This window comes from Ponticaulis profundi, assembly GCF_042659465.1.
Lineage (GTDB): Bacteria > Pseudomonadota > Alphaproteobacteria > Caulobacterales > Hyphomonadaceae > Ponticaulis > Ponticaulis profundi.
On sequence record NZ_JBHSSW010000066.1, the window covers coordinates 501,892 to 518,324 of the forward strand.

The window sequence follows — 16,433 nt, forward strand, 5'->3', positions numbered from 1 at the left end:
TTCAGATCGATAAGGCTGTACAGTCTGAATGAGACCAAATCGCAAGAGGAAATCATGCAAGCAGGACAAACCATACCGGATTTCGACCTTCCAACTGATGGCGAGAAGCGCCTGACTAAACGTGATCTGCTCGGCAAATGGACCATTCTTTATTTCTACCCGAAGGACAATACGCCAGGCTGCACCACGCAAGCCGTAAACTTTTCTGCTCACATGGACGAAATCAGGAAGCTCGGCGCGCAGGTCGTTGGCGTGTCAAAAGATTCGCCGAAGAGCCATGACAAGTTCATCGCCAAACACGAGCTCAAATTTCATCTCATCTCAGATGAGAACGGTGAACTATGCGAATCGTTCGGTGTTTGGGTCGAAAAAAACATGTATGGAAAGAAATACATGGGCATTGAGCGCTCAACCTTTCTCATCAATCCGGACGGCGTTGTTGAACTGGTCTGGCGAAAGGTGAAGGTAAAAGTCCACGTGAACGAGGTGCTGGAAGCACTGAAGAGTGCACAGTCTTAGCTGCCTGATCGCTTAATGAGTAATTTACGATCACCACCTAACCTTTAAGAAAAATAATAGAATTGGGGCTTCGCGGACGGTTTTTTTTCGTCTACGGTCGGCGACGCAAAAGAGAGTGGTGATCTGGGGTTTGCTCCTCTCAAAAGTATCGGGCGGCGTTAAATGAAGAATTTGCAAAGCAAGGCACGGTCCTGGTTCGAGCGTACCTTTCCTGAGCGGCAGATCTATCATCGAAGTGGCGGAACGGTCCGTTATATCTCGATTTCTCCAACACAGCAGATGCTTTGTGCAGGCGGGGTCGCTCTAGCTGCAGGCTGGTGCGTTTTCGCGACAGTCAGCGTAATTGCTCAAGGGCCCAAACTCTCGGCCCGCACAGTGGCGCTTGATCGCAATGATGCCAAATGGCAACGGTGGGTCAGCGACACGAATGCTCGCGCAGCTACGGCGCAAGCGCTTCTTGAGGAACGTACCGAAGCTTTCCAGCGCGCGACCGTCGAATTTGAACAGCGCCACGAAACGCTGAAACTGCTGCTCACCGCCCTCAAGTCCCCAGAATCCATTCAGACAGCAAGCCTTCGCGGAAATGGCGCGACCATGCTCGTTAGCGCGAGTATTGATGAGGCTTCTCCACGACAATCACGCGCAACACCTGTCGTTACGGCTTCGCTCGAAGTTGCAGGCTTTCGCGCGAACATTGATCAGCTCCGAAAAGAACAGAGCGAATTCCTTGACGAAGCCGAGGAACTCGCTGTGGAACGCACCGAAGGTGCTCGCGGCGTGCTTCAACTGACTGGCGTCGGCATAGGTCGGTTTGAAGAGCAACGCGAGATGGGCGGTCCGCTTGTAGAGTATGCTTCCATGACGGGCAAAGAAGCCCTGAACGAGGATGATGCCCGCTTTGCTGAACGTGTGACGCAAGTCGCTGCGCGTCTCGAAGAAGCCGGGTATTATCAGGATGTTGTAGAGTCTCTCCCACTGGGTCGACCTGTCAGTGTCAACTTCCGTGAAACATCGGGCTACGGCCTGCGCTCCGATCCTTTCACGCGTCGCCCAGCCTTTCATGCCGGAATGGATATGGCAGCATATCGTTCTGCGCCGATCGTCGCAGCAGGCCCGGGCGTTGTCACATATGCCGGACCAAGATCCGGTTATGGCCGCCTGGTCGAAGTGGATCATGGCTACGGCTTCAAGACCCGCTATGGCCACCTGCTGAAAGTAGAAGTCAAAAAGGGCGACGTCATCAACCTCGGTGACCTGGTCGGCCGAATGGGTTCCACTGGACGAAGCACTGGACCTCACCTTCATTATGAGGTTTGGTTCAGAGGCAAGACCTATAATCCAGTCAATTTCTTGAGGGCAGGCCAACATGTTCACGAAGGGTAAGCCGGAAGGCACACCTACTCCGACAACCACCGCAAAACCGACGCCAAGCGAGCCAACACGTTCGGCAGCTCCATCAAAGCCTGCAGCGCGTTCCGCACCTTCGCTCATCAGCGCTGACATGAAGGTCAAAGGCTCTATGATGTCGGAAGGCGAAATTCAGATTGATGGTGTTATCGAAGGTGATGTGAAAGCATCCGCTCTGACAGTTGGTGATACCGGCGAAATTCTGGGCGAAGTCATCGCAGAATCAATTGTTGTTCGTGGTCGCGTCAAAGGATCGATCCGTGCACGAAAGGTTCAACTTGCGTCGTCTGCGAAAGTCGAAGGCGATATTACTCACGCCTCTCTCTCAATCGAAGCAGACGCTCGTTTCGAAGGCCATGTTCGTCATTCCGACGATCCACTCAAGGCCGCACCGCCAACATCGACGCCAGCACCAACGCCGTCTTCTGAAGACTGATTTTTACTTCGCCGCGTGTAGAATTGTCAAAAGCCGCCTTTCGGGCGGCTTTTTCATGTTTCAAGCGTTTGTTTCGGCTTCTGGAATTCCAACAGTTTCACCATAAGCGATGGGCGACCTGCTTCTGTGGAGGCTCCCAAGAGTGACAACGCAAATCCATAACAGATTGAGGGCATCAGATCAGAAGTCTCTCGCCCTCCCATCAGCCAGGTCAGCATCACCGCTGCAAATGTATGACCAAGCTCATGCTGCAGGCACTCGAGACTTATGCGCTCATCGAGCAGATCGCGCGCCTTAGACTCTTCCAGCAATCCTCGCCAGAAAGCATGGTTTTGCGGCGGCATAAGTTCATCTCGCTGCTCAGCCGAGCCTTGCGGATCCAGCAATGTAGACCAGACAACCCGGTAAAAGTCCGGGTCTTTTTCGTGATAGCCGAGTGAAAGCTTTAGTGCTGCAAAGATCTTATCAATCGGATCAGCGTCAGCGATTTCGTTGAAGCGCTCCTCAAACTCTTGAACATCGTCCAAGAGTGCCATGATAATCGCACGCTTCGATCCGAAAAGATTATAAGGCGTCGCCAGACTGACATCAGCGCGGGCAGCGATCGCACGCATGGACAGCCCCGTCTGTCCGGTTTCCTTAATCAGATCACGTGCCGCCTGGACGATCCGGCGGCGTCGGTCTGCCTTTGCAGCCTCTCTTCGACTCATCATTTTCTCTGCCATGCCCGCTCATCCCCCGACTCAGTCCCTATCTATACTCGTGCAACATGTTTTGTCTAACGCGTTATATTTTTATTGCCTAGCGTAACGATAGCTGTGTGAACATTCTTCCCGAATGCGTCACATGTGATCAGAACGCACAAGGGAGAGAATGATGGCCGCGCTGAAAGACGGACTAAAGTACAAGCTTTTGCCAGCAGACGAATTTACCCACGATCCAGGCGAAGCCGAAAACTACAATGAAAGCATGTATTTCAACGCTTTCGACGCCGGACAAAAGCTAGGGGCATGGTTTCGACTGGGAAATCGCCCCAATCAGAACTACGCGGAAATGTCTGTCTGTATTTATCTACCGAATGGGAAAGTCGGCTTTATTTTTGCGCGTCCCGAGATTACCGACAATTCAGCGATGCGCGCTGGTGGAATGGAAATTGAGATCGTCCAACCCCTTCAGACACTCAAGCTCAAATTTGACGGGAAAGTTCTCCTTATGGACGCCCCCCTTCAAATGGCTGATCCGAAGCTCGCGTTTTCTTCCAATTCCAAAGTGCCTTGCAGTTTTGAACTGACCTATGAAGGCGTATCCCCCATGTATGGCGGGGAGGTTGTCCGGGAGGATGGCAGTTCACTCGAAATCGACCCGGAGAAATCCTTCGCAAAAGCGCACTATGAACAGCACTGCGCTATCACTGGACAGATCAAAATCGGCGATCAATCTTTTGATATGGATGGACTTGGATTGCGGGACAAATCCTGGGGACCACGCCATTGGCAAGCCATAGAATGGTATCGCTGGTGTCCCATGAATTTCGGCCCGGATTTTGGCATCATGTTCAATGTAATGAGTGATGGCAAAGGAGGCGTCGCGCCGAGTGGCATGGTTCTACGCGATGGGAAATACGATCACATCACCGCTTGTGAACTCGAGAGTGACTGGGACCAGAATGACTATCAAACCGCACTTCGTGCCAGAATAGAAACCGAATCCGGGGCAACGTATGATATTGAGGGCAAGGTGCTGTCACTCATCCCGCTGCGCAACCGAAGGACGACACCAGATGGCGAAACCTTACAGACACGCCTGACGGAAGGCATGACGGAGTATCGCTGTGGAGATCGCATTGGCTACGGTATGAGCGAGTATCTCGACCAGATCGTTGATGAGAAGCCGATTGGTCGCGCCGCCGGATACTAGCCTCCCCCTCTGCCCCACAAACGCGCAGTAGAAAAAATGCATCGAAACTGCCGTAAGGACAGGCTCATCGACACGTTATCCTTGTGATAAAGGCCTCCCGAAAGTGCACGATCACGACAAACGCTGTACTGATCGCCACAACAAAAAACCGGGAGGCAACATGTCAAAGCAACTTAAAACGCACGAGAATGTGGGAGAATCGTATCTGGCTGGCGCGAAAGGTCAGCCATCAGCACGTCACACCTTCCCTTTTCCAGCGAGCGTCGTCTGGAACGCTCTGCTGGATGGACCCACATGGTGCGAATGGCTGCCCATCACCAATGTGACCTGGACAAGCCCGGAACCATTTTCCGTTGGCACCACGCGCACAGTCGAGATTGGTAACGAGAAAGTCGAAGAATACTTTTTCGCCTGGGAAGACGGCCGCCGCATGGCGTTCAGCTTCGTCAAATCGACCTTACCAATCAAAGCAGGCGTCGAAGACTACAAACTGGTCGACACCGAGAACGGCTGTGAATTGCTCTGGTCAGGCCGGTTCAGCGCCTTCTTTCCGCTCGGATGGATGATTAACAAGCAGATGGCCTCCAGCCTTCAGAAAGGCATGCCAAAACTTGAAGCACACATCCAATCCAATATTGAGAAATATACAACAGCATGACCAAGAACGGATTCCGCATCTGCGCCCTTCAAGGCGTGCTGATGATCCTAGCCGGTATGGTGCTTGCCGGGTTCCCTCTTGCTTTCCTCGTGATGGAAGACGTCTACGGACAAAACGCACCAATTGCTGTGGGTGGTGATTATCGCGGCTGGATCATGGCCCACCTTGAAGGCCTGCTCAACGGCTTGCTTGTCATCGCATTGTCGGGCGTCACCCTCATCCGCTCTCCCATGCAACATGGGCGGCAAGCCTGGCTGGTTCCGTCAATTCTGATCGCTGGCTGGGGGAATACGTTCGCTGCGATCCTGGCCCCGGCACTGAGCGTTCGAGGCATGGCGGCAAATGCTGATATTGCAAACAATATCGTATGGGGGATTTTCACAATCGCGCTGATCGCCAGCTTCACCGCGTTTTATGGTGTGATTTCACACCTGGCGACTAAGCAGGTAAACGAAGTATAAAAGAAGAGCCGGACATAGTCCGGCTCCCTTTCTTGAATGGCTAGGCGCTAAGCGACCGAAGCGTTGGACTTTGGAATGAAGATCGCTTTGGGCGACGTGAATTCACTCAATCCCTCAGCCCCATTCTCCGTACCAAGACCGGACTGCTTGTGTCCGCCAAAAGGCGTCAATGGAGTCATTTGAAGGTTCTGGTTGATCCACACGGTTCCGGTATCCATACGGGCCGCAACAGATGCCGCTTTCTCGATGTCAGCGGACCAGACAGCACCAGCCAGGCCATATTCAGAATCATTCGCTCGATCGATAACATCATCCAGATCGTCGAATTTCATCATTGGCAGAATTGGGCCAAAGGCTTCTTCTTTTACGACGCGCGAATCTTCTGGTGGGTTATCAACAATCGTCAGGGGGATAAAGAACCCCTCTTCTGGAACGTCTTTCCCCTCCAGAACTGTGAGCCCGGATTTTTTGGCATCATCAAGCAGGTTCAACACGCGCTCATACTGTGCGCGGTTCTGGATCGGCCCAAACTGATTGCCCTGATCACTTCCGTCACCGACAGGCGCATTTTGCGCAATTGCATGCAGACGGTCCCGCATTTTGTCATAGATGTCGGCGTGCACGTACAAACGCTTCGTCGCCACGCAGATTTGCGCGGAATTGAAAAACGCTCCAAAGAAAATCTGCTCAGCCACTTTGTCGACATCGACATCTGGAAGCACAATTGAGGCATCATTGCCGCCAAGCTCGAGCGTCACACGCTTCAGATCCTTGGACGCCGACTCCATGACACGCTTCCCAGTCGCGGTTGAGCCTGTGAACGAGATTTTCGCGAAACCTGGATGCGCCGTCATCCAAGGTCCCAGCTCATCGCCACCCGAGATCACATTGAAAACTCCCGGCGGGAAAATTTCCTGAAACAACTCACCCATCTTCAGCGTGCAGAGCGGGGTGAACGGTGATGGTTTGATCACCAGCGTGTTGCCCGTCAAAAGCGCTGGCGCAATCTTCCAGCAAGCCAATGTGATTGGGAAATTCCAGGGAACAATCCCGCAAACAACACCAAGCGGCGTACGGTGCACTTCAACGCGTCGGGTATCGCTGTCTTCAGTCACCTCGACAGGAATCTCCTGATCAGCGACAGTCATCAGCCAATAACCTCCACCGAGAATCTCTTCTTTCGCCTGGGCTGTTGGGCGCCCCTGCTCTTTTGTGAACAGACTCGCCAGTTGATCAGCCTGTGCCATCAATGTCTGACCGGCCTTCTTTAAAGCGGCACGGCGCTCTTCAATTGGCGTGCTCTTCCAGCTCTTAAAGGCTTTTTGTGCGGCTTCCACCGCAGCATTGAGATCACTCTCGCTGGCACGGGGGCTTTTCGTGAAAGCCTTACCGGTCGCAGGGTTCACCACGTCCATGTCGTCCGCTGCCGCAACCAGTTTACCGTCGATGAGCATTTTATAATCGCGATCAAATTCCATCGCTTTTCCTCCCTGATATCCGCACAGTTAGTACCGAAGGCCTCTTTTTGTCGACTTGTTATCGAACCAATAAAGCAAATGTGAGGCTTCCCGCGCCCACTCCCCGTGCGCCCGGACCGCAAACTCGACCCAATTTTTTTCAGTAGAATGTTTGCGTTCCGCTGTGTTTCATGACTAACTCATGCGACTTAATTATAAAAATATAGGGGAGGAAGATGAGCTACGATCTCATCATGGTTGGCGGCGGAATCGCCGGCTCTGCACTTGCGGCTGTTATGGCTAAAGCCGGGAAATCAGTCCTGGTTCTGGAAAAATCCGAAAAGTATGAGGACCGCGTTCGCGGCGAATGGATCGCCCCATGGGGTGTCGCCGAGACACAACGACTGGGCCTCTATGATGTGCTCATGAATGCCGGTGGGCACCATATCACGTCTCACATTACATATGATGAAAGCCTGCCACCAGAAACCTGCGAGGCCGCTGCGCAGTCACTGGGTGTTCTGCCCGATGTTCCTGGACCATTGTGCATAGGACATCCTCATCACTGCCAGACCTTATATAATGAAGCCGCAAAGTCCGGTGCGGTCTGCAAACGCCCAGTGGTCGTTCAATCCGTTACGCTCGGTGACAATCCGTCTGTGACATATCTCCATGAAGGCGAAACGTTTACCGACCACGCTGATTTGATTGTGGGCGCTGAAGGACGACAATCCACGGTCCGCAAAGTCGCAGGAATCGAACTGCATCAGGACCCACCACATCACTGGTTTGCAGGCCTTCTTGTCGAAGGCGTCGAAGGCATTGATGACACGCTGCAGACGATCGGAACCGAAGATAATTTTGGTTTCCTGGCGTTCCCTCAAGGCGGTGACAAAGTCCGCGTATATGGCGGGTATGCACTTGAGGAACGCGGCAAATTCAATGGTGAGGAAGGCGCGAAACGGTTCCTGGAATCGTTCAAATTCCGAAGCGCACCAAAGAATGCGGCCATTGCCAATGGCAAACCGGCGGGCCCTCTCTTCTCTTACTTCAACAATGACAGCTGGACAGACGAACCCTTTGCCGACGGCGCTGTTCTGATCGGCGATGCAGCTGGCTGGAACGACCCAATCAACGGGCTCGGTCTTTCGATCACCTATCGTGATGTTCGGATCGTGTCTGACATTCTCAAGGCCACCTCACAAGGAGAAAAGCCCGACTTCAGCTCTTACGCTGAAGAGCGCTTTGAGCGCATGCGCCGTCTTCGGTTCGCCGGTCAGCTGCAGGCAACGCTCGACATGGAGTTTGGTGAAGAGGCACGCGTACGTCGTCATGCCTATCATGAGCGCCGCGCGACTGATCCGACCGTTGGCATGCATGGCATTGCGATCCTGGCTGGGCCGGAAGCAGTTCCAGAAGAATTCTTCACGGAAGACCATCGTCAATTCGTGCTGCAGGGAGCGAACTGATGGCTGTCTCAATTGAAGCGTTCAATGCATCTTGGCTGAAAGCTTGGTCTGACAAGGATGTCGAGCGCCTTGTCTCCTTTTATTCCGACGATGCGGTCTACAAGGATCCACAAACCGCACAAGGATTGAAGGGGCACGAGCAACTTCGTGCCTATCTTACGCAGATGTTCGCGGCCACCCCGCCCATGGTTTATGAACCTGACGAAACCTGGGCAATTGTAAACGGCTTCTGTGGCCGCTGGTATTGCAAGGTTGGCGAAACCGGTGACGACAACACCTTACGTGGTTTTGATCTCGTTATCCTGAAGGATGACAAGATCGCGGTGAACGAAGTCTATCTCCATGAACTTGGAGGCACGCAATGACACCAGATATTCGTGAATGGAAAAAGATCGACGCGCCTTGGCTGACGGCCGTTCTGAACTCGTCAGGATATGATGTCGACGTGTCCGACTTCACCGCGAAAAAAGTCGGAACAGGTCAGATAGGTGACTGCGTACGTTTTGCCTTGAATTACAGCAAAGCAGCGCCTGGCGCGCCGGATACGATTGTCGGCAAATTCCCTTCCGAAGGAGAAGAAAGTCGCGCCACTGGAATTTCGCTCGGCAACTATCATCGTGAAGTGAAGTTTTACCAAAAGCTCAAGGCAAACGCTCGCATCTCCACGCCAGAATGCTATTTCACTGATGTGAATGAAGACACGCATGACTTCGTTTTGATGATGGGCGATCTCGCCCCCGCTGAACAGGGAGATCAGCTCAGAGGATCCACTCTGGAGGAAACAAAACTCGTGCTGACTGAAGCGGCTAAAATGCATGCTGCCTTCTGGAATGATGCATCACTCGATCAGCATCGCTGGGTCAATGGCACGACAAACGCGGATGACCCAATCCAACCAGAATTCATTGCTGAGCTCTGGACTGGCTTCAAGCAGCGTTATGGCAACCGCGTATCATCCGAAGCACGCCAGATTGGCGATTCGATGACACGCGACATCAAACGCGACGCTGTATTCAAGGATGGTGCCCGATGCCTGATCCACTGCGACTTCCGGCCTGACAACATGATGTTCGGCACGTCTGAAGGCGGCAAACCACTTACCGTGGTTGACTGGCAGTCCTTTGCTTACGGTGCGCCTGCCTCTGACGTTGGATATTTCATTGCTGGCGCACTGGAGCCTGCTTTGAGGCAAAAGCACGAGGCAGAGCTGATTGATCACTATCTGCAGGAAATTGCCGCTCAGGGCGCTGGCCCCTATCCGATGGAAGAGATGAAACGGCACTATGTGGCCGGAGCGTTCCAGCACTTCCTGACGGCATTCTTCGCAGCCATGCTGGTGACGCAAACAGAGCGCGGCGATGATATGTTTTTCAAAATGCTGAATGGCGCTGTAGATCTGATCACCGATCACAATGCGCTGGACTGGTACGAATAGGTCAGCTCCTATCGACCCCTAGAAAAGGAAATGGCCAAGCATTTGCTTGGCCATTTTTTCTTATTTGTTGTTGTCGGCTGTTTCTTCGATTTCTTCGCCGACTTCTTCAACATCCTGGCCAACACCTTCGACCGTGTTGCAGGCAGCAACAGACACCGCAAACATGCTCAGCAGCAGCATTTTCATCCAATTTTTCATGATTAGCCTCCTTACCAAATGGCTAGTTTTTCAACGACCATCTCAGGAAAAAGTTCCGCAAAAAGAAAAGAGACGGCCGATTGACCGTCTCTTTTTTTGATTTGTTGCTGCCTTATAGCGGCGATCGACCGCGGACGGCGCGAGCAACGAATGTCAGCACCAGAAGCGCAAGGAACACAAAGAACAGAATTTGCGCAATTCCTGCTGAAGCACCTGCGATTCCACCAAAGCCAAATGCTGCAGCAATAATCGCGAAAATAAAGAATGCTAATGCCCAACCAAGCATTGTTTTCTCCTTCCAAGTTAAATCAAGATCAGTGCAAATAGAACGACGGTTGGCGGCTATGGTTCCAAACTTGTCGATATTTTTCTCTTCCCACTTACTTAGGAATTCTTGGAACTTATGAGGTGTTTGAGAGTTGCATCTCCTCACGAGGAGATATTATTTAAATGACGTGCATCGTAGTCGTTAATCCGGCGTCAGGTAGCGTACCGGAAAATGCTGTAGATCTCATCGACACCGAGCTTGCTCACCTCAGTATCTCTTACGATATCCAAACTGTTTCTTCAGATACACTCCAAGACACTCTGAGCCGCGCACATGAAACGTTGTCGGCAAATGACACCCTAGCAATCTGGAGCGGAGATGGCAGCCTGGCCTGTGCCCTAGAGTTACAAAGAGACAACTCCCCACCCATTCTCGCTCTGCCAGGCGGAACCATGAACATGCTGCACAAGCGCATTCATGGAGACGTTACGGACTGGCCTGCTGTTCTAAAAAACTGTCTTGAAAATCGAAACGAGCTCGAACTCGCATCAGGCCTGATTTCCGGACATCGATTTTATGTTGGTGCCCTGTTTGGGAAGCTAACTCAGCTGGCGCGAGCGCGTGAAATCGGTCGCCAGGGACAACCTCTGAAAGCCGTTGGCGAGGTTCTGAACACAACTGACCTTCTGGATCTGACGCCGGAGCTAGTCATTACTTCAGAGGATGGCAATGAATTCCAGGCCAATACGATGGGCGTTTTCGTGGAAGACACTGTTCCCGACGCCTTCGAAGCCGGCATTTTTTCCTCTATCTCAATGCTGGATCTGACGACAGCCGCATTGGAGGCTCTTTTTATGGACTGGAGAATAGCTGATGGCGTTGACCACATCATCACGCGAACACTCAATGTGTCATGCGACACCGACCACCCAATCCATGTCACCCTTGACGGAGAGCCTTACGATTTGGAATGTCCTCTGAAGCTTGAATTCCAACCCCGATCAGCACGAGTTCTGACCGCGAGACAATGAAGTTCATTCAATTTTCTGACATCCACTTTGGCGCAGAAGACCCCGCTGCCATCGAAGCCGCGACTGATTTTGCCCAGACTGAAAACGCTGACGCCACGATCATCTGCGGAGACCTGACGCAACGGGGGAAGCAGTCCGAATTTCTGGCCGCACGCAACTGGCTCGATACCCTTCCAGGCCCCAAACTTACAGTCGCGGGTAATCACGATACACCGTTGCTCCATCTATGGCATCGGGCGCGCAAACCGTTTTCTCGATATGCTTCCTACTTTGAAGCCTTCGAAGGACCGTTGATAGTGAAAGGTGTTCGCTTCTGTGGACTGAACACATCCCGCGGCTGGCAATTTCGAAGAAACTGGGCCGAGGGTGCTGTCAGGCTTCGTGACCTCGACGAGATCCTCGATGGCAAAACCTATGATGCAGCCACAGTAATTGCATGCCATCACCCTTTTTTATCGCCCCCCGGCTCACCGTTGAACACCCGCACTCGGCGCGGCAGACGCGCCAGCAAGCGCCTGATGTCGTCGGGCGTGCAGCTACTTCTGACAGGTCATGTTCATACACCATCTGTGACATTTCGCGAAGGTGAGCATGGAAGCGGCTATCTTTCCGTGTCCGCTGGCACGCTGTCTCGCCGATTGCGGGAGGCACCGCCAAGCTTCAACGTCATAGAACTCGACGATGACACAATCTCGATCAACATACACAGTTTCAGGAACGGCCAGTACCGTCTGGACGGACGCTCCGTCTGGCCGAGATAAACGGCGACTAGCTTGTTCTGTGAGGAACAAACAGTCGCACTTCATAACCTTCTCCTGGCGCCGTGCTGACCTCCATCTTACCATTCAACTGGCGTTCGAAGGCGCTCATCAGCTTACTCCCAAGGCCTGTTCCTGACACTTTTGCAGTGTCCGATTCTGCACCGCTACCATTGTCGCGAATGGCTAGCAGAAGACCCTGATCCTGTTCCTTGAGCAGGACATGGATCTCGCCGCCGTCTTCGACAAACGCGTACTTGGTCGAATTGGTAATCGCTTCCAGCACAAAGAGCGCCAACGGAATGGCATCATCCGCGCGAAGTGGGAGGTCTTCAATGTCGTAAGTCAGATCAACGTCCAGCTCATCCAGACCAAGCGCATTCGACAAGTGTCCAAGCAGATGTTCGAAGAAGGTACCCAAATGGACGATGTCAAGATCATCATGTTGATACAGCGTCTGGTGGACGACAGACAGTGCATCAATTCTAAGCCGGGTTGAGTTGATCGCCGCCCTGCTCTCTGGATCAGTGACTCTTCGGCTCTGCAAGTTCAGGAAACTCGTCACGATCTGGAGATTGTTTTTTACTCTGTGGTGAATTTCCTTCAGCGCCGCATCCCGCTCACTGACGGCAGCCTTCAGATCGTGGTCTCGTTTACCGATCCGTTCGGACATCCGGTCCATTGCAAGCGCGAGAGATGAAATCTCTTCCGGCGCCATCTGAAAGTCCTGGTCTGGCCGGGCATCATATTCACCTCGCCCATATGTGTAGGCCAGTCGGCGCAGTCGCAGCAGCCATTTCAATACCAGCTCATCAACAGCGAACCACGCAGACGCCAGTGCGATCGAAAAGGAAAGTAGAGGCAGACCGATCATGACGGCCGGACGAAGTGTAACTTCATCAAAAAGTCCGGGCGACTGTCGCACGGCGACAGCGTAAAGATCTCCAGGACCAACCCGATTCAAGACGACATCCCAGGATTTACCGACCTCATCGGAAACGATGAAGAGGTGCCCCCCGTCTTCTGCGTGTGCAGTTTCAACCCATTCTTTCTGGAGCGCCACCGGAAGTTCATCACCGAAGACTGCAAGATTGTCATCGGCCAACGCGAGATCAACCTGATTTTGCGCCGACTTTTCCACACCAGAAAGCATATCAGCGAGGTCTTCTGCCGCCATGCCAAAACCAGCAGCACCGACATATTCCCCGCGGTATTCCATGCGATAGAAAATCGCGAACATAGATTCCTTCGCACCCTTACCCATGAAGGAGTCGGTGCGCAGAAACACCTGGCCGTTTTTCAGGGCCTCATTCCAGGCCTGATCATAAATTGTAAATCCGGTCTCGCCCGATGCTGTACACTGCGAGACCCCGTTTTCATCAAAGAAGGCCACGTTGATCAGCGATGGCATTTCCGGTGTAAGCCAGGATTGAACATCGCTGCACCGCCCCGCGGCGATCTGCTCGGAAAAAATCTTTAGCATCGATTCCGAAGTGATGAGCTCCTGCTCCACCTCATCGATCGCCCTGTCGGCAATACCTAGAAGATCGCTTCGTCGAATTTCGAGAGACTGCTTGCCGTCAACATAGGCCTGAATGGCCGCGACGAACAAAATAGGGGTCAGCGCGATCGCCAAGATTACCATAAGACGGAATCTCAGCGATCTTTGTGCAATCAGCCTTTTTGGCACTAGGCTTTTGCTCCATTCGGACCGGCTGCCAGAAGGTCAGCCTGTTTCATGATGTCGTCAAAAGCATCTGCCGCTTTGATTCCGCCATCTGTGTTGAAGCTTGCCATATTGGACTCGAGGATTTCCGCGAGTGCTTTTCGTGCGCGGCTTACACGGCTCTTGATCGTACCGACGGCACAGTCACAGATCACCGCGACGTCTTCGTAAGAGAGACCGCCCGCACCAACCATGATAAGGCATTCGCGCTGATCTTCCGGAAGCTGATTCAGTGCATTTCGCAGCGCAAGCAGTTCCAGAGAGGCGCCGCTATCATCACCTGACACCAACGTTGCCTCAGCAACCTCAGGATCGAGTGGCTGCTGGCGCCATGATTTCCGCTTCTCCGAATAGAAAACATTGCGAAGGATGGTAAAACACCAAGCCTTCATATTGGTACCTGGCTCAAATGATGCGCGTGCACGCCACGCCTTCAACATCGCCTCCTGAGCAATATCATCGGCTTGCGAGGCGTTGCCACATAGACTTCGCGCAAATGCCCTTAAGTGAGGTACCAGATCGGTGATTTGTCTCTTGAAAGACGCGTCATCTAATGGAGTGACTTCGGCTTGCATCTAATTGTCACCCGAAGCAGATTTGTCAGAATCCGCTCCCCCGCCTGCTTTGTCAGCATCCTCCAGCAACTTCATGAAATCATCCGGGACCGCCTCCTGTACGACATCGTCGTACATACGCTTCAGCTGATCGCCCAGACGTTTCTGCCGGGAACGCCGCGAAGTCATATCATCGTTGGTATTATGAAATGTACGCGTCATTACCTATACTGCATCCATATTTTCTGTGACCGGTCAGAGTTCAAAACCCCCGGGGGGAATGATGGTTCCATCAAAATGGATCTTTTTTCATTTTTTTTGCAACCAATATAAAAATGCTACGTTAGCACTTACACAAATAAGTATTCTGGGAAGATCTTCATGAGTTTTGTAAGCCAGTTTGGCCCTCACCTCCCCTATCTGCGTCGCTATGCGCGCGCCCTGACAGGAAGTCAGGAAAGCGGAGACGCCTACATCCGCGCGTCACTATCAGCTCTTTCCACACAAGCTTCACACGTAGACCAGTCATTGCCACCACGTGTGGCGCTCTATCGCTTCTTCCACGTTATCTGGACATCCACTGGTGCCCAGCTTGAAACGGTTGGCGGCGACGGCGAAACACGTGACACAGCAAGCGAGCGACTGCTTGAGCTCGCGCCGATCGAGCGTCAGGCCTTCCTGCTGACTGCCCTTGAGGGGTTCACACGCGGTGAAGCCGCGACCATTCTCGGCGTGACAAATGAGGAAGTCTCGTCACTTGTCAGTCAGGCTCTGTCCGACATCGAAAACTCGCTTCGCACCAAGGTGCTCATCATTGAAGATGAACCAATCATCTCTGCCGACCTTGCCAGCTTGGTCGAGAGCCTCGGTCACGAAGTTTCCGGTCAGGCCGTCACACACAAAGAAGCCGTTGCAATGGCCGAACAGGACCCTCCTGGCCTGGTACTGTGTGACATCCAGCTTGCCGACAACTCGTCCGGCATCGATGCTGCGAACGACATCCTAAAAATGTTCAATGTTCCAATCATCTTCATCACGGCATTTCCGGAGCGACTGCTAACAGGCGAGCGACCAGAGCCAACATTCCTGATTTCCAAACCATTCCAGGAAAACACAGTTAAAGCTGCGATTGGACAGGCTCTGTTCTTTCACCAGTAAATATAAATATAGAATCAATCACACGAAGCGCCGAAGCATTCTTCGGCGCTTTTTTGTTTCGAATTTTTCCAATATTCTGTGGAACTCGTCAGCCTATAGTTCGTTGGTTTTGGAACAGACCGAAGGAGACAATCATGGCCAGACAATCGATCCTCGAAACCCCAACAGCAAAAAATGATTCCGTGTCTGATTTCGTCACTGAAGACGACTTTTCTGCACTGAAGAAAGATATCTCTACGCTTCAGAAGGATTTCAAAAAGCTGTTCTCCGACGTCTCAGACGTAGCAAAAGCCAAAAAGGATGAATCCATTTCTAAAGGTAAGGATGCGGCCGACTCCGCAAAAGAGCAGTTCACCGAAAAAAAATCCGAACTCGAAGGTATCATCCGCGAGAAACCGCTAGCGTCAGTAGGCGTGGCCCTGGGGGTTGGCGCGGTAATCGCTTTGCTTGCGAAACGCTAAATCATGGACCGGACTAAGCGCCGAATTGCGTTAGGTGTCTGCGGAGCGTTGTTCGGCTTCGCAGGCGCTTTAGCGCTCAGCATTGCCGCCACCCTGGCACTCGCCCAATGGGTTGGCATGGTCTATGCCACACTGATCGTAGGCAGCGCTTACACGCTTCTCTCTTTCGTTTGTGCCTATGTATTCCTCCGCCCATCAAAAACGACAGAGGAGGAGGTCGACTCCATTGAGTCGGTGACGGCTGATGCTCTGGCAGACTTACCGTTCGACACGATTGAGGCGATCATTCGAAAACGGCCAATTGCAACGATCGGGCTGGCTCTGGCAGCGGGCTACGTTGGCATGCGAGACCCGGACAGCACGGTCCGGCACGCACAGAACATGCTCTTCAGATTGCTGTAGCAACGTTAAACCGCCCCTCCCGGGCGGTTTAAAGCATATTCTGGCGAATATGCGACGAATGATCGCCATATCCTTTCAGATATTATTTATTTCACGGCATTTTTCGCCAATCTGATCG

Annotated in this window: 21 protein-coding genes; 14 read left to right on the top strand and 7 right to left on the bottom strand. The window is 52.6% G+C overall.

Going from position 1 to position 16,433, the window contains the following annotated elements; all coding sequences use genetic code 11:
- Window positions 1–54 precede the first annotated feature (54 nt).
- The 3 genes from bcp to ACFQDM_RS18325 all read left to right on the top strand — a co-directional run bounded on the left by bcp (window position 55) and on the right by ACFQDM_RS18325 (window position 2,362).
- Entirely contained in the window at window positions 55–519 is a 465-nt protein-coding gene (bcp, locus tag ACFQDM_RS18315; RefSeq protein ID WP_377381865.1) for a thioredoxin-dependent thiol peroxidase, read from the top strand.
- A 162-nt stretch (window positions 520–681) separates the two neighbouring features.
- Window positions 682–1,902, top strand: coding sequence for a M23 family metallopeptidase (locus tag ACFQDM_RS18320; RefSeq protein ID WP_377381867.1), 1,221 nt, complete (start codon window positions 682–684; stop codon window positions 1,900–1,902).
- The gene (locus tag ACFQDM_RS18325) at window positions 1,886–2,362 is read left to right on the top strand and encodes a bactofilin family protein (RefSeq protein ID WP_377381869.1); all 477 of its coding nucleotides are present in this window, start codon (window positions 1,886–1,888) and stop codon (window positions 2,360–2,362) included. Before ACFQDM_RS18320 ends, ACFQDM_RS18325 begins: the two co-directional genes overlap by 17 nt.
- Window positions 2,363–2,415: 53 nt before the next feature.
- Here ACFQDM_RS18325 and ACFQDM_RS18330 read toward each other — a convergent pair whose 3' ends face one another.
- A complete protein-coding gene (locus ACFQDM_RS18330) occupies window positions 2,416–3,072 on the bottom strand; it encodes a TetR/AcrR family transcriptional regulator (RefSeq protein WP_377381871.1) in 657 nt (218 codons plus the stop codon).
- Between the two features lie 166 nt (window positions 3,073–3,238).
- Between ACFQDM_RS18330 and ACFQDM_RS18335 the strand changes: the two genes are divergently transcribed.
- The 3 genes from ACFQDM_RS18335 to ACFQDM_RS18345 all read left to right on the top strand — a co-directional run bounded on the left by ACFQDM_RS18335 (window position 3,239) and on the right by ACFQDM_RS18345 (window position 5,398).
- Window positions 3,239–4,279 carry a DUF7064 domain-containing protein gene (locus ACFQDM_RS18335; RefSeq protein WP_377381873.1) on the top strand — a complete coding sequence of 347 codons (1,041 nt, stop codon included), beginning with the start codon at window positions 3,239–3,241 and terminating at the stop codon, window positions 4,277–4,279.
- A gap of 160 nt (window positions 4,280–4,439) precedes the next feature.
- Window positions 4,440–4,937, top strand: coding sequence for an SRPBCC family protein (locus ACFQDM_RS18340; protein ID WP_377381875.1), 498 nt, complete (start codon window positions 4,440–4,442; stop codon window positions 4,935–4,937).
- Window positions 4,934–5,398, top strand: a complete 465-nt coding sequence (locus ACFQDM_RS18345) for a hypothetical protein (RefSeq protein WP_377381878.1) — start codon at window positions 4,934–4,936, stop codon at window positions 5,396–5,398. Before ACFQDM_RS18340 ends, ACFQDM_RS18345 begins: the two co-directional genes overlap by 4 nt.
- 47 nt (window positions 5,399–5,445) lie before the next feature.
- Here the strand turns inward: ACFQDM_RS18345 and ACFQDM_RS18350 are convergent, their stop codons facing one another.
- Window positions 5,446–6,876, bottom strand: coding sequence for an aldehyde dehydrogenase family protein (locus ACFQDM_RS18350; protein ID WP_377381881.1), 1,431 nt, complete (start codon window positions 6,874–6,876; stop codon window positions 5,446–5,448).
- Window positions 6,877–7,091: 215 nt separating this feature from the next.
- Here ACFQDM_RS18350 and ACFQDM_RS18355 point away from each other — a divergent pair, with 215 nt between their 5' ends.
- Genes ACFQDM_RS18355 through ACFQDM_RS18365 form a run of 3 tightly spaced genes read left to right on the top strand, consistent with a single transcriptional unit; the run spans window position 7,092 to window position 9,759 of the window.
- Window positions 7,092–8,324: an FAD-dependent oxidoreductase gene (locus ACFQDM_RS18355; protein WP_377381883.1), complete on the top strand. Its 1,233-nt coding sequence runs from the start codon at window positions 7,092–7,094 to the stop codon at window positions 8,322–8,324.
- On the top strand, window positions 8,324–8,689 hold the full coding sequence (locus tag ACFQDM_RS18360; RefSeq protein WP_377381886.1) for a nuclear transport factor 2 family protein: 366 nt from the start codon (window positions 8,324–8,326) through the stop codon (window positions 8,687–8,689). Before ACFQDM_RS18355 ends, ACFQDM_RS18360 begins: the two co-directional genes overlap by 1 nt.
- Complete coding sequence (locus ACFQDM_RS18365) at window positions 8,686–9,759, top strand: phosphotransferase (protein ID WP_377381888.1); 1,074 nt, start codon at window positions 8,686–8,688, stop codon at window positions 9,757–9,759. Before ACFQDM_RS18360 ends, ACFQDM_RS18365 begins: the two co-directional genes overlap by 4 nt.
- 60 nt (window positions 9,760–9,819) lie before the next feature.
- Here ACFQDM_RS18365 and ACFQDM_RS18370 read toward each other — a convergent pair whose 3' ends face one another.
- Together ACFQDM_RS18370 and ACFQDM_RS18375 are read right to left on the bottom strand one after the other, a co-directional pair.
- Entirely contained in the window at window positions 9,820–9,957 is a 138-nt protein-coding gene (locus ACFQDM_RS18370) for an entericidin A/B family lipoprotein (protein ID WP_377381890.1), read from the bottom strand.
- Window positions 9,958–10,069: 112 nt separating this feature from the next.
- Window positions 10,070–10,243 carry a DUF1328 family protein gene (locus ACFQDM_RS18375; RefSeq protein WP_377381892.1) on the bottom strand — a complete coding sequence of 58 codons (174 nt, stop codon included), beginning with the start codon at window positions 10,241–10,243 and terminating at the stop codon, window positions 10,070–10,072.
- A gap of 164 nt (window positions 10,244–10,407) precedes the next feature.
- Here ACFQDM_RS18375 and ACFQDM_RS18380 point away from each other — a divergent pair, with 164 nt between their 5' ends.
- Together ACFQDM_RS18380 and ACFQDM_RS18385 are read left to right on the top strand one after the other, a co-directional pair.
- Window positions 10,408–11,256: a diacylglycerol/lipid kinase family protein gene (locus tag ACFQDM_RS18380; RefSeq protein ID WP_377381895.1), complete on the top strand. Its 849-nt coding sequence runs from the start codon at window positions 10,408–10,410 to the stop codon at window positions 11,254–11,256.
- Window positions 11,253–12,017 (top strand): metallophosphoesterase family protein, encoded by a 765-nt coding sequence (locus ACFQDM_RS18385; protein WP_377381897.1) that lies wholly within the window; start codon window positions 11,253–11,255, stop codon window positions 12,015–12,017. The genes ACFQDM_RS18380 and ACFQDM_RS18385 overlap by 4 nt, the downstream gene beginning before the upstream one ends.
- 7 nt (window positions 12,018–12,024) lie before the next feature.
- Here ACFQDM_RS18385 and ACFQDM_RS18390 read toward each other — a convergent pair whose 3' ends face one another.
- Genes ACFQDM_RS18390 through ACFQDM_RS18400 form a run of 3 tightly spaced genes read right to left on the bottom strand, consistent with a single transcriptional unit; the run spans window position 12,025 to window position 14,516 of the window.
- The gene (locus ACFQDM_RS18390; protein WP_377381899.1) at window positions 12,025–13,659 is read right to left on the bottom strand and encodes a sensor histidine kinase; all 1,635 of its coding nucleotides are present in this window, start codon (window positions 13,657–13,659) and stop codon (window positions 12,025–12,027) included.
- Window positions 13,660–13,703: 44 nt separating this feature from the next.
- Entirely contained in the window at window positions 13,704–14,315 is a 612-nt protein-coding gene (locus ACFQDM_RS18395) for a sigma-70 family RNA polymerase sigma factor (protein WP_377381901.1), read from the bottom strand.
- Entirely contained in the window at window positions 14,316–14,516 is a 201-nt protein-coding gene (locus tag ACFQDM_RS18400; RefSeq protein WP_377381904.1) for a NepR family anti-sigma factor, read from the bottom strand.
- 159 nt (window positions 14,517–14,675) lie between these two features.
- Here ACFQDM_RS18400 and ACFQDM_RS18405 point away from each other — a divergent pair, with 159 nt between their 5' ends.
- The 3 genes from ACFQDM_RS18405 to ACFQDM_RS18415 all read left to right on the top strand — a co-directional run bounded on the left by ACFQDM_RS18405 (window position 14,676) and on the right by ACFQDM_RS18415 (window position 16,315).
- Window positions 14,676–15,452 (top strand): response regulator, encoded by a 777-nt coding sequence (locus ACFQDM_RS18405; protein WP_377381906.1) that lies wholly within the window; start codon window positions 14,676–14,678, stop codon window positions 15,450–15,452.
- Between the two features lie 134 nt (window positions 15,453–15,586).
- On the top strand, window positions 15,587–15,913 hold the full coding sequence (locus tag ACFQDM_RS18410) for a DUF883 family protein (protein WP_377381909.1): 327 nt from the start codon (window positions 15,587–15,589) through the stop codon (window positions 15,911–15,913).
- Window positions 15,914–15,916: 3 nt separating this feature from the next.
- Window positions 15,917–16,315, top strand: a complete 399-nt coding sequence (locus ACFQDM_RS18415) for a hypothetical protein (RefSeq protein ID WP_377381912.1) — start codon at window positions 15,917–15,919, stop codon at window positions 16,313–16,315.
- Window positions 16,316–16,433: the final 118 nt, after the last annotated feature.

Coding starts and splice junctions, on each gene's coding strand:
- bcp (WP_377381865.1), top strand. CDS start 55: ATGCAAGCAGGACAAACCATACCGGATTTCGACCTTCCAACTGATGGC.
- ACFQDM_RS18320 (WP_377381867.1), top strand. CDS start 682: ATGAAGAATTTGCAAAGCAAGGCACGGTCCTGGTTCGAGCGTACCTTT.
- ACFQDM_RS18325 (WP_377381869.1), top strand. CDS start 1,886: ATGTTCACGAAGGGTAAGCCGGAAGGCACACCTACTCCGACAACCACC.
- ACFQDM_RS18330 (WP_377381871.1), bottom strand. CDS start 3,072: ATGAGTCGAAGAGAGGCTGCAAAGGCAGACCGACGCCGCCGGATCGTC.
- ACFQDM_RS18335 (WP_377381873.1), top strand. CDS start 3,239: ATGGCCGCGCTGAAAGACGGACTAAAGTACAAGCTTTTGCCAGCAGAC.
- ACFQDM_RS18340 (WP_377381875.1), top strand. CDS start 4,440: ATGTCAAAGCAACTTAAAACGCACGAGAATGTGGGAGAATCGTATCTG.
- ACFQDM_RS18345 (WP_377381878.1), top strand. CDS start 4,934: ATGACCAAGAACGGATTCCGCATCTGCGCCCTTCAAGGCGTGCTGATG.
- ACFQDM_RS18350 (WP_377381881.1), bottom strand. CDS start 6,876: ATGGAATTTGATCGCGATTATAAAATGCTCATCGACGGTAAACTGGTT.
- ACFQDM_RS18355 (WP_377381883.1), top strand. CDS start 7,092: ATGAGCTACGATCTCATCATGGTTGGCGGCGGAATCGCCGGCTCTGCA.
- ACFQDM_RS18360 (WP_377381886.1), top strand. CDS start 8,324: ATGGCTGTCTCAATTGAAGCGTTCAATGCATCTTGGCTGAAAGCTTGG.
- ACFQDM_RS18365 (WP_377381888.1), top strand. CDS start 8,686: ATGACACCAGATATTCGTGAATGGAAAAAGATCGACGCGCCTTGGCTG.
- ACFQDM_RS18370 (WP_377381890.1), bottom strand. CDS start 9,957: ATGAAAAATTGGATGAAAATGCTGCTGCTGAGCATGTTTGCGGTGTCT.
- ACFQDM_RS18375 (WP_377381892.1), bottom strand. CDS start 10,243: ATGCTTGGTTGGGCATTAGCATTCTTTATTTTCGCGATTATTGCTGCA.
- ACFQDM_RS18380 (WP_377381895.1), top strand. CDS start 10,408: ATGACGTGCATCGTAGTCGTTAATCCGGCGTCAGGTAGCGTACCGGAA.
- ACFQDM_RS18385 (WP_377381897.1), top strand. CDS start 11,253: ATGAAGTTCATTCAATTTTCTGACATCCACTTTGGCGCAGAAGACCCC.
- ACFQDM_RS18390 (WP_377381899.1), bottom strand. CDS start 13,659: ATGGTAATCTTGGCGATCGCGCTGACCCCTATTTTGTTCGTCGCGGCC.
- ACFQDM_RS18395 (WP_377381901.1), bottom strand. CDS start 14,315: ATGCAAGCCGAAGTCACTCCATTAGATGACGCGTCTTTCAAGAGACAA.
- ACFQDM_RS18400 (WP_377381904.1), bottom strand. CDS start 14,516: ATGACGCGTACATTTCATAATACCAACGATGATATGACTTCGCGGCGT.
- ACFQDM_RS18405 (WP_377381906.1), top strand. CDS start 14,676: ATGAGTTTTGTAAGCCAGTTTGGCCCTCACCTCCCCTATCTGCGTCGC.
- ACFQDM_RS18410 (WP_377381909.1), top strand. CDS start 15,587: ATGGCCAGACAATCGATCCTCGAAACCCCAACAGCAAAAAATGATTCC.
- ACFQDM_RS18415 (WP_377381912.1), top strand. CDS start 15,917: ATGGACCGGACTAAGCGCCGAATTGCGTTAGGTGTCTGCGGAGCGTTG.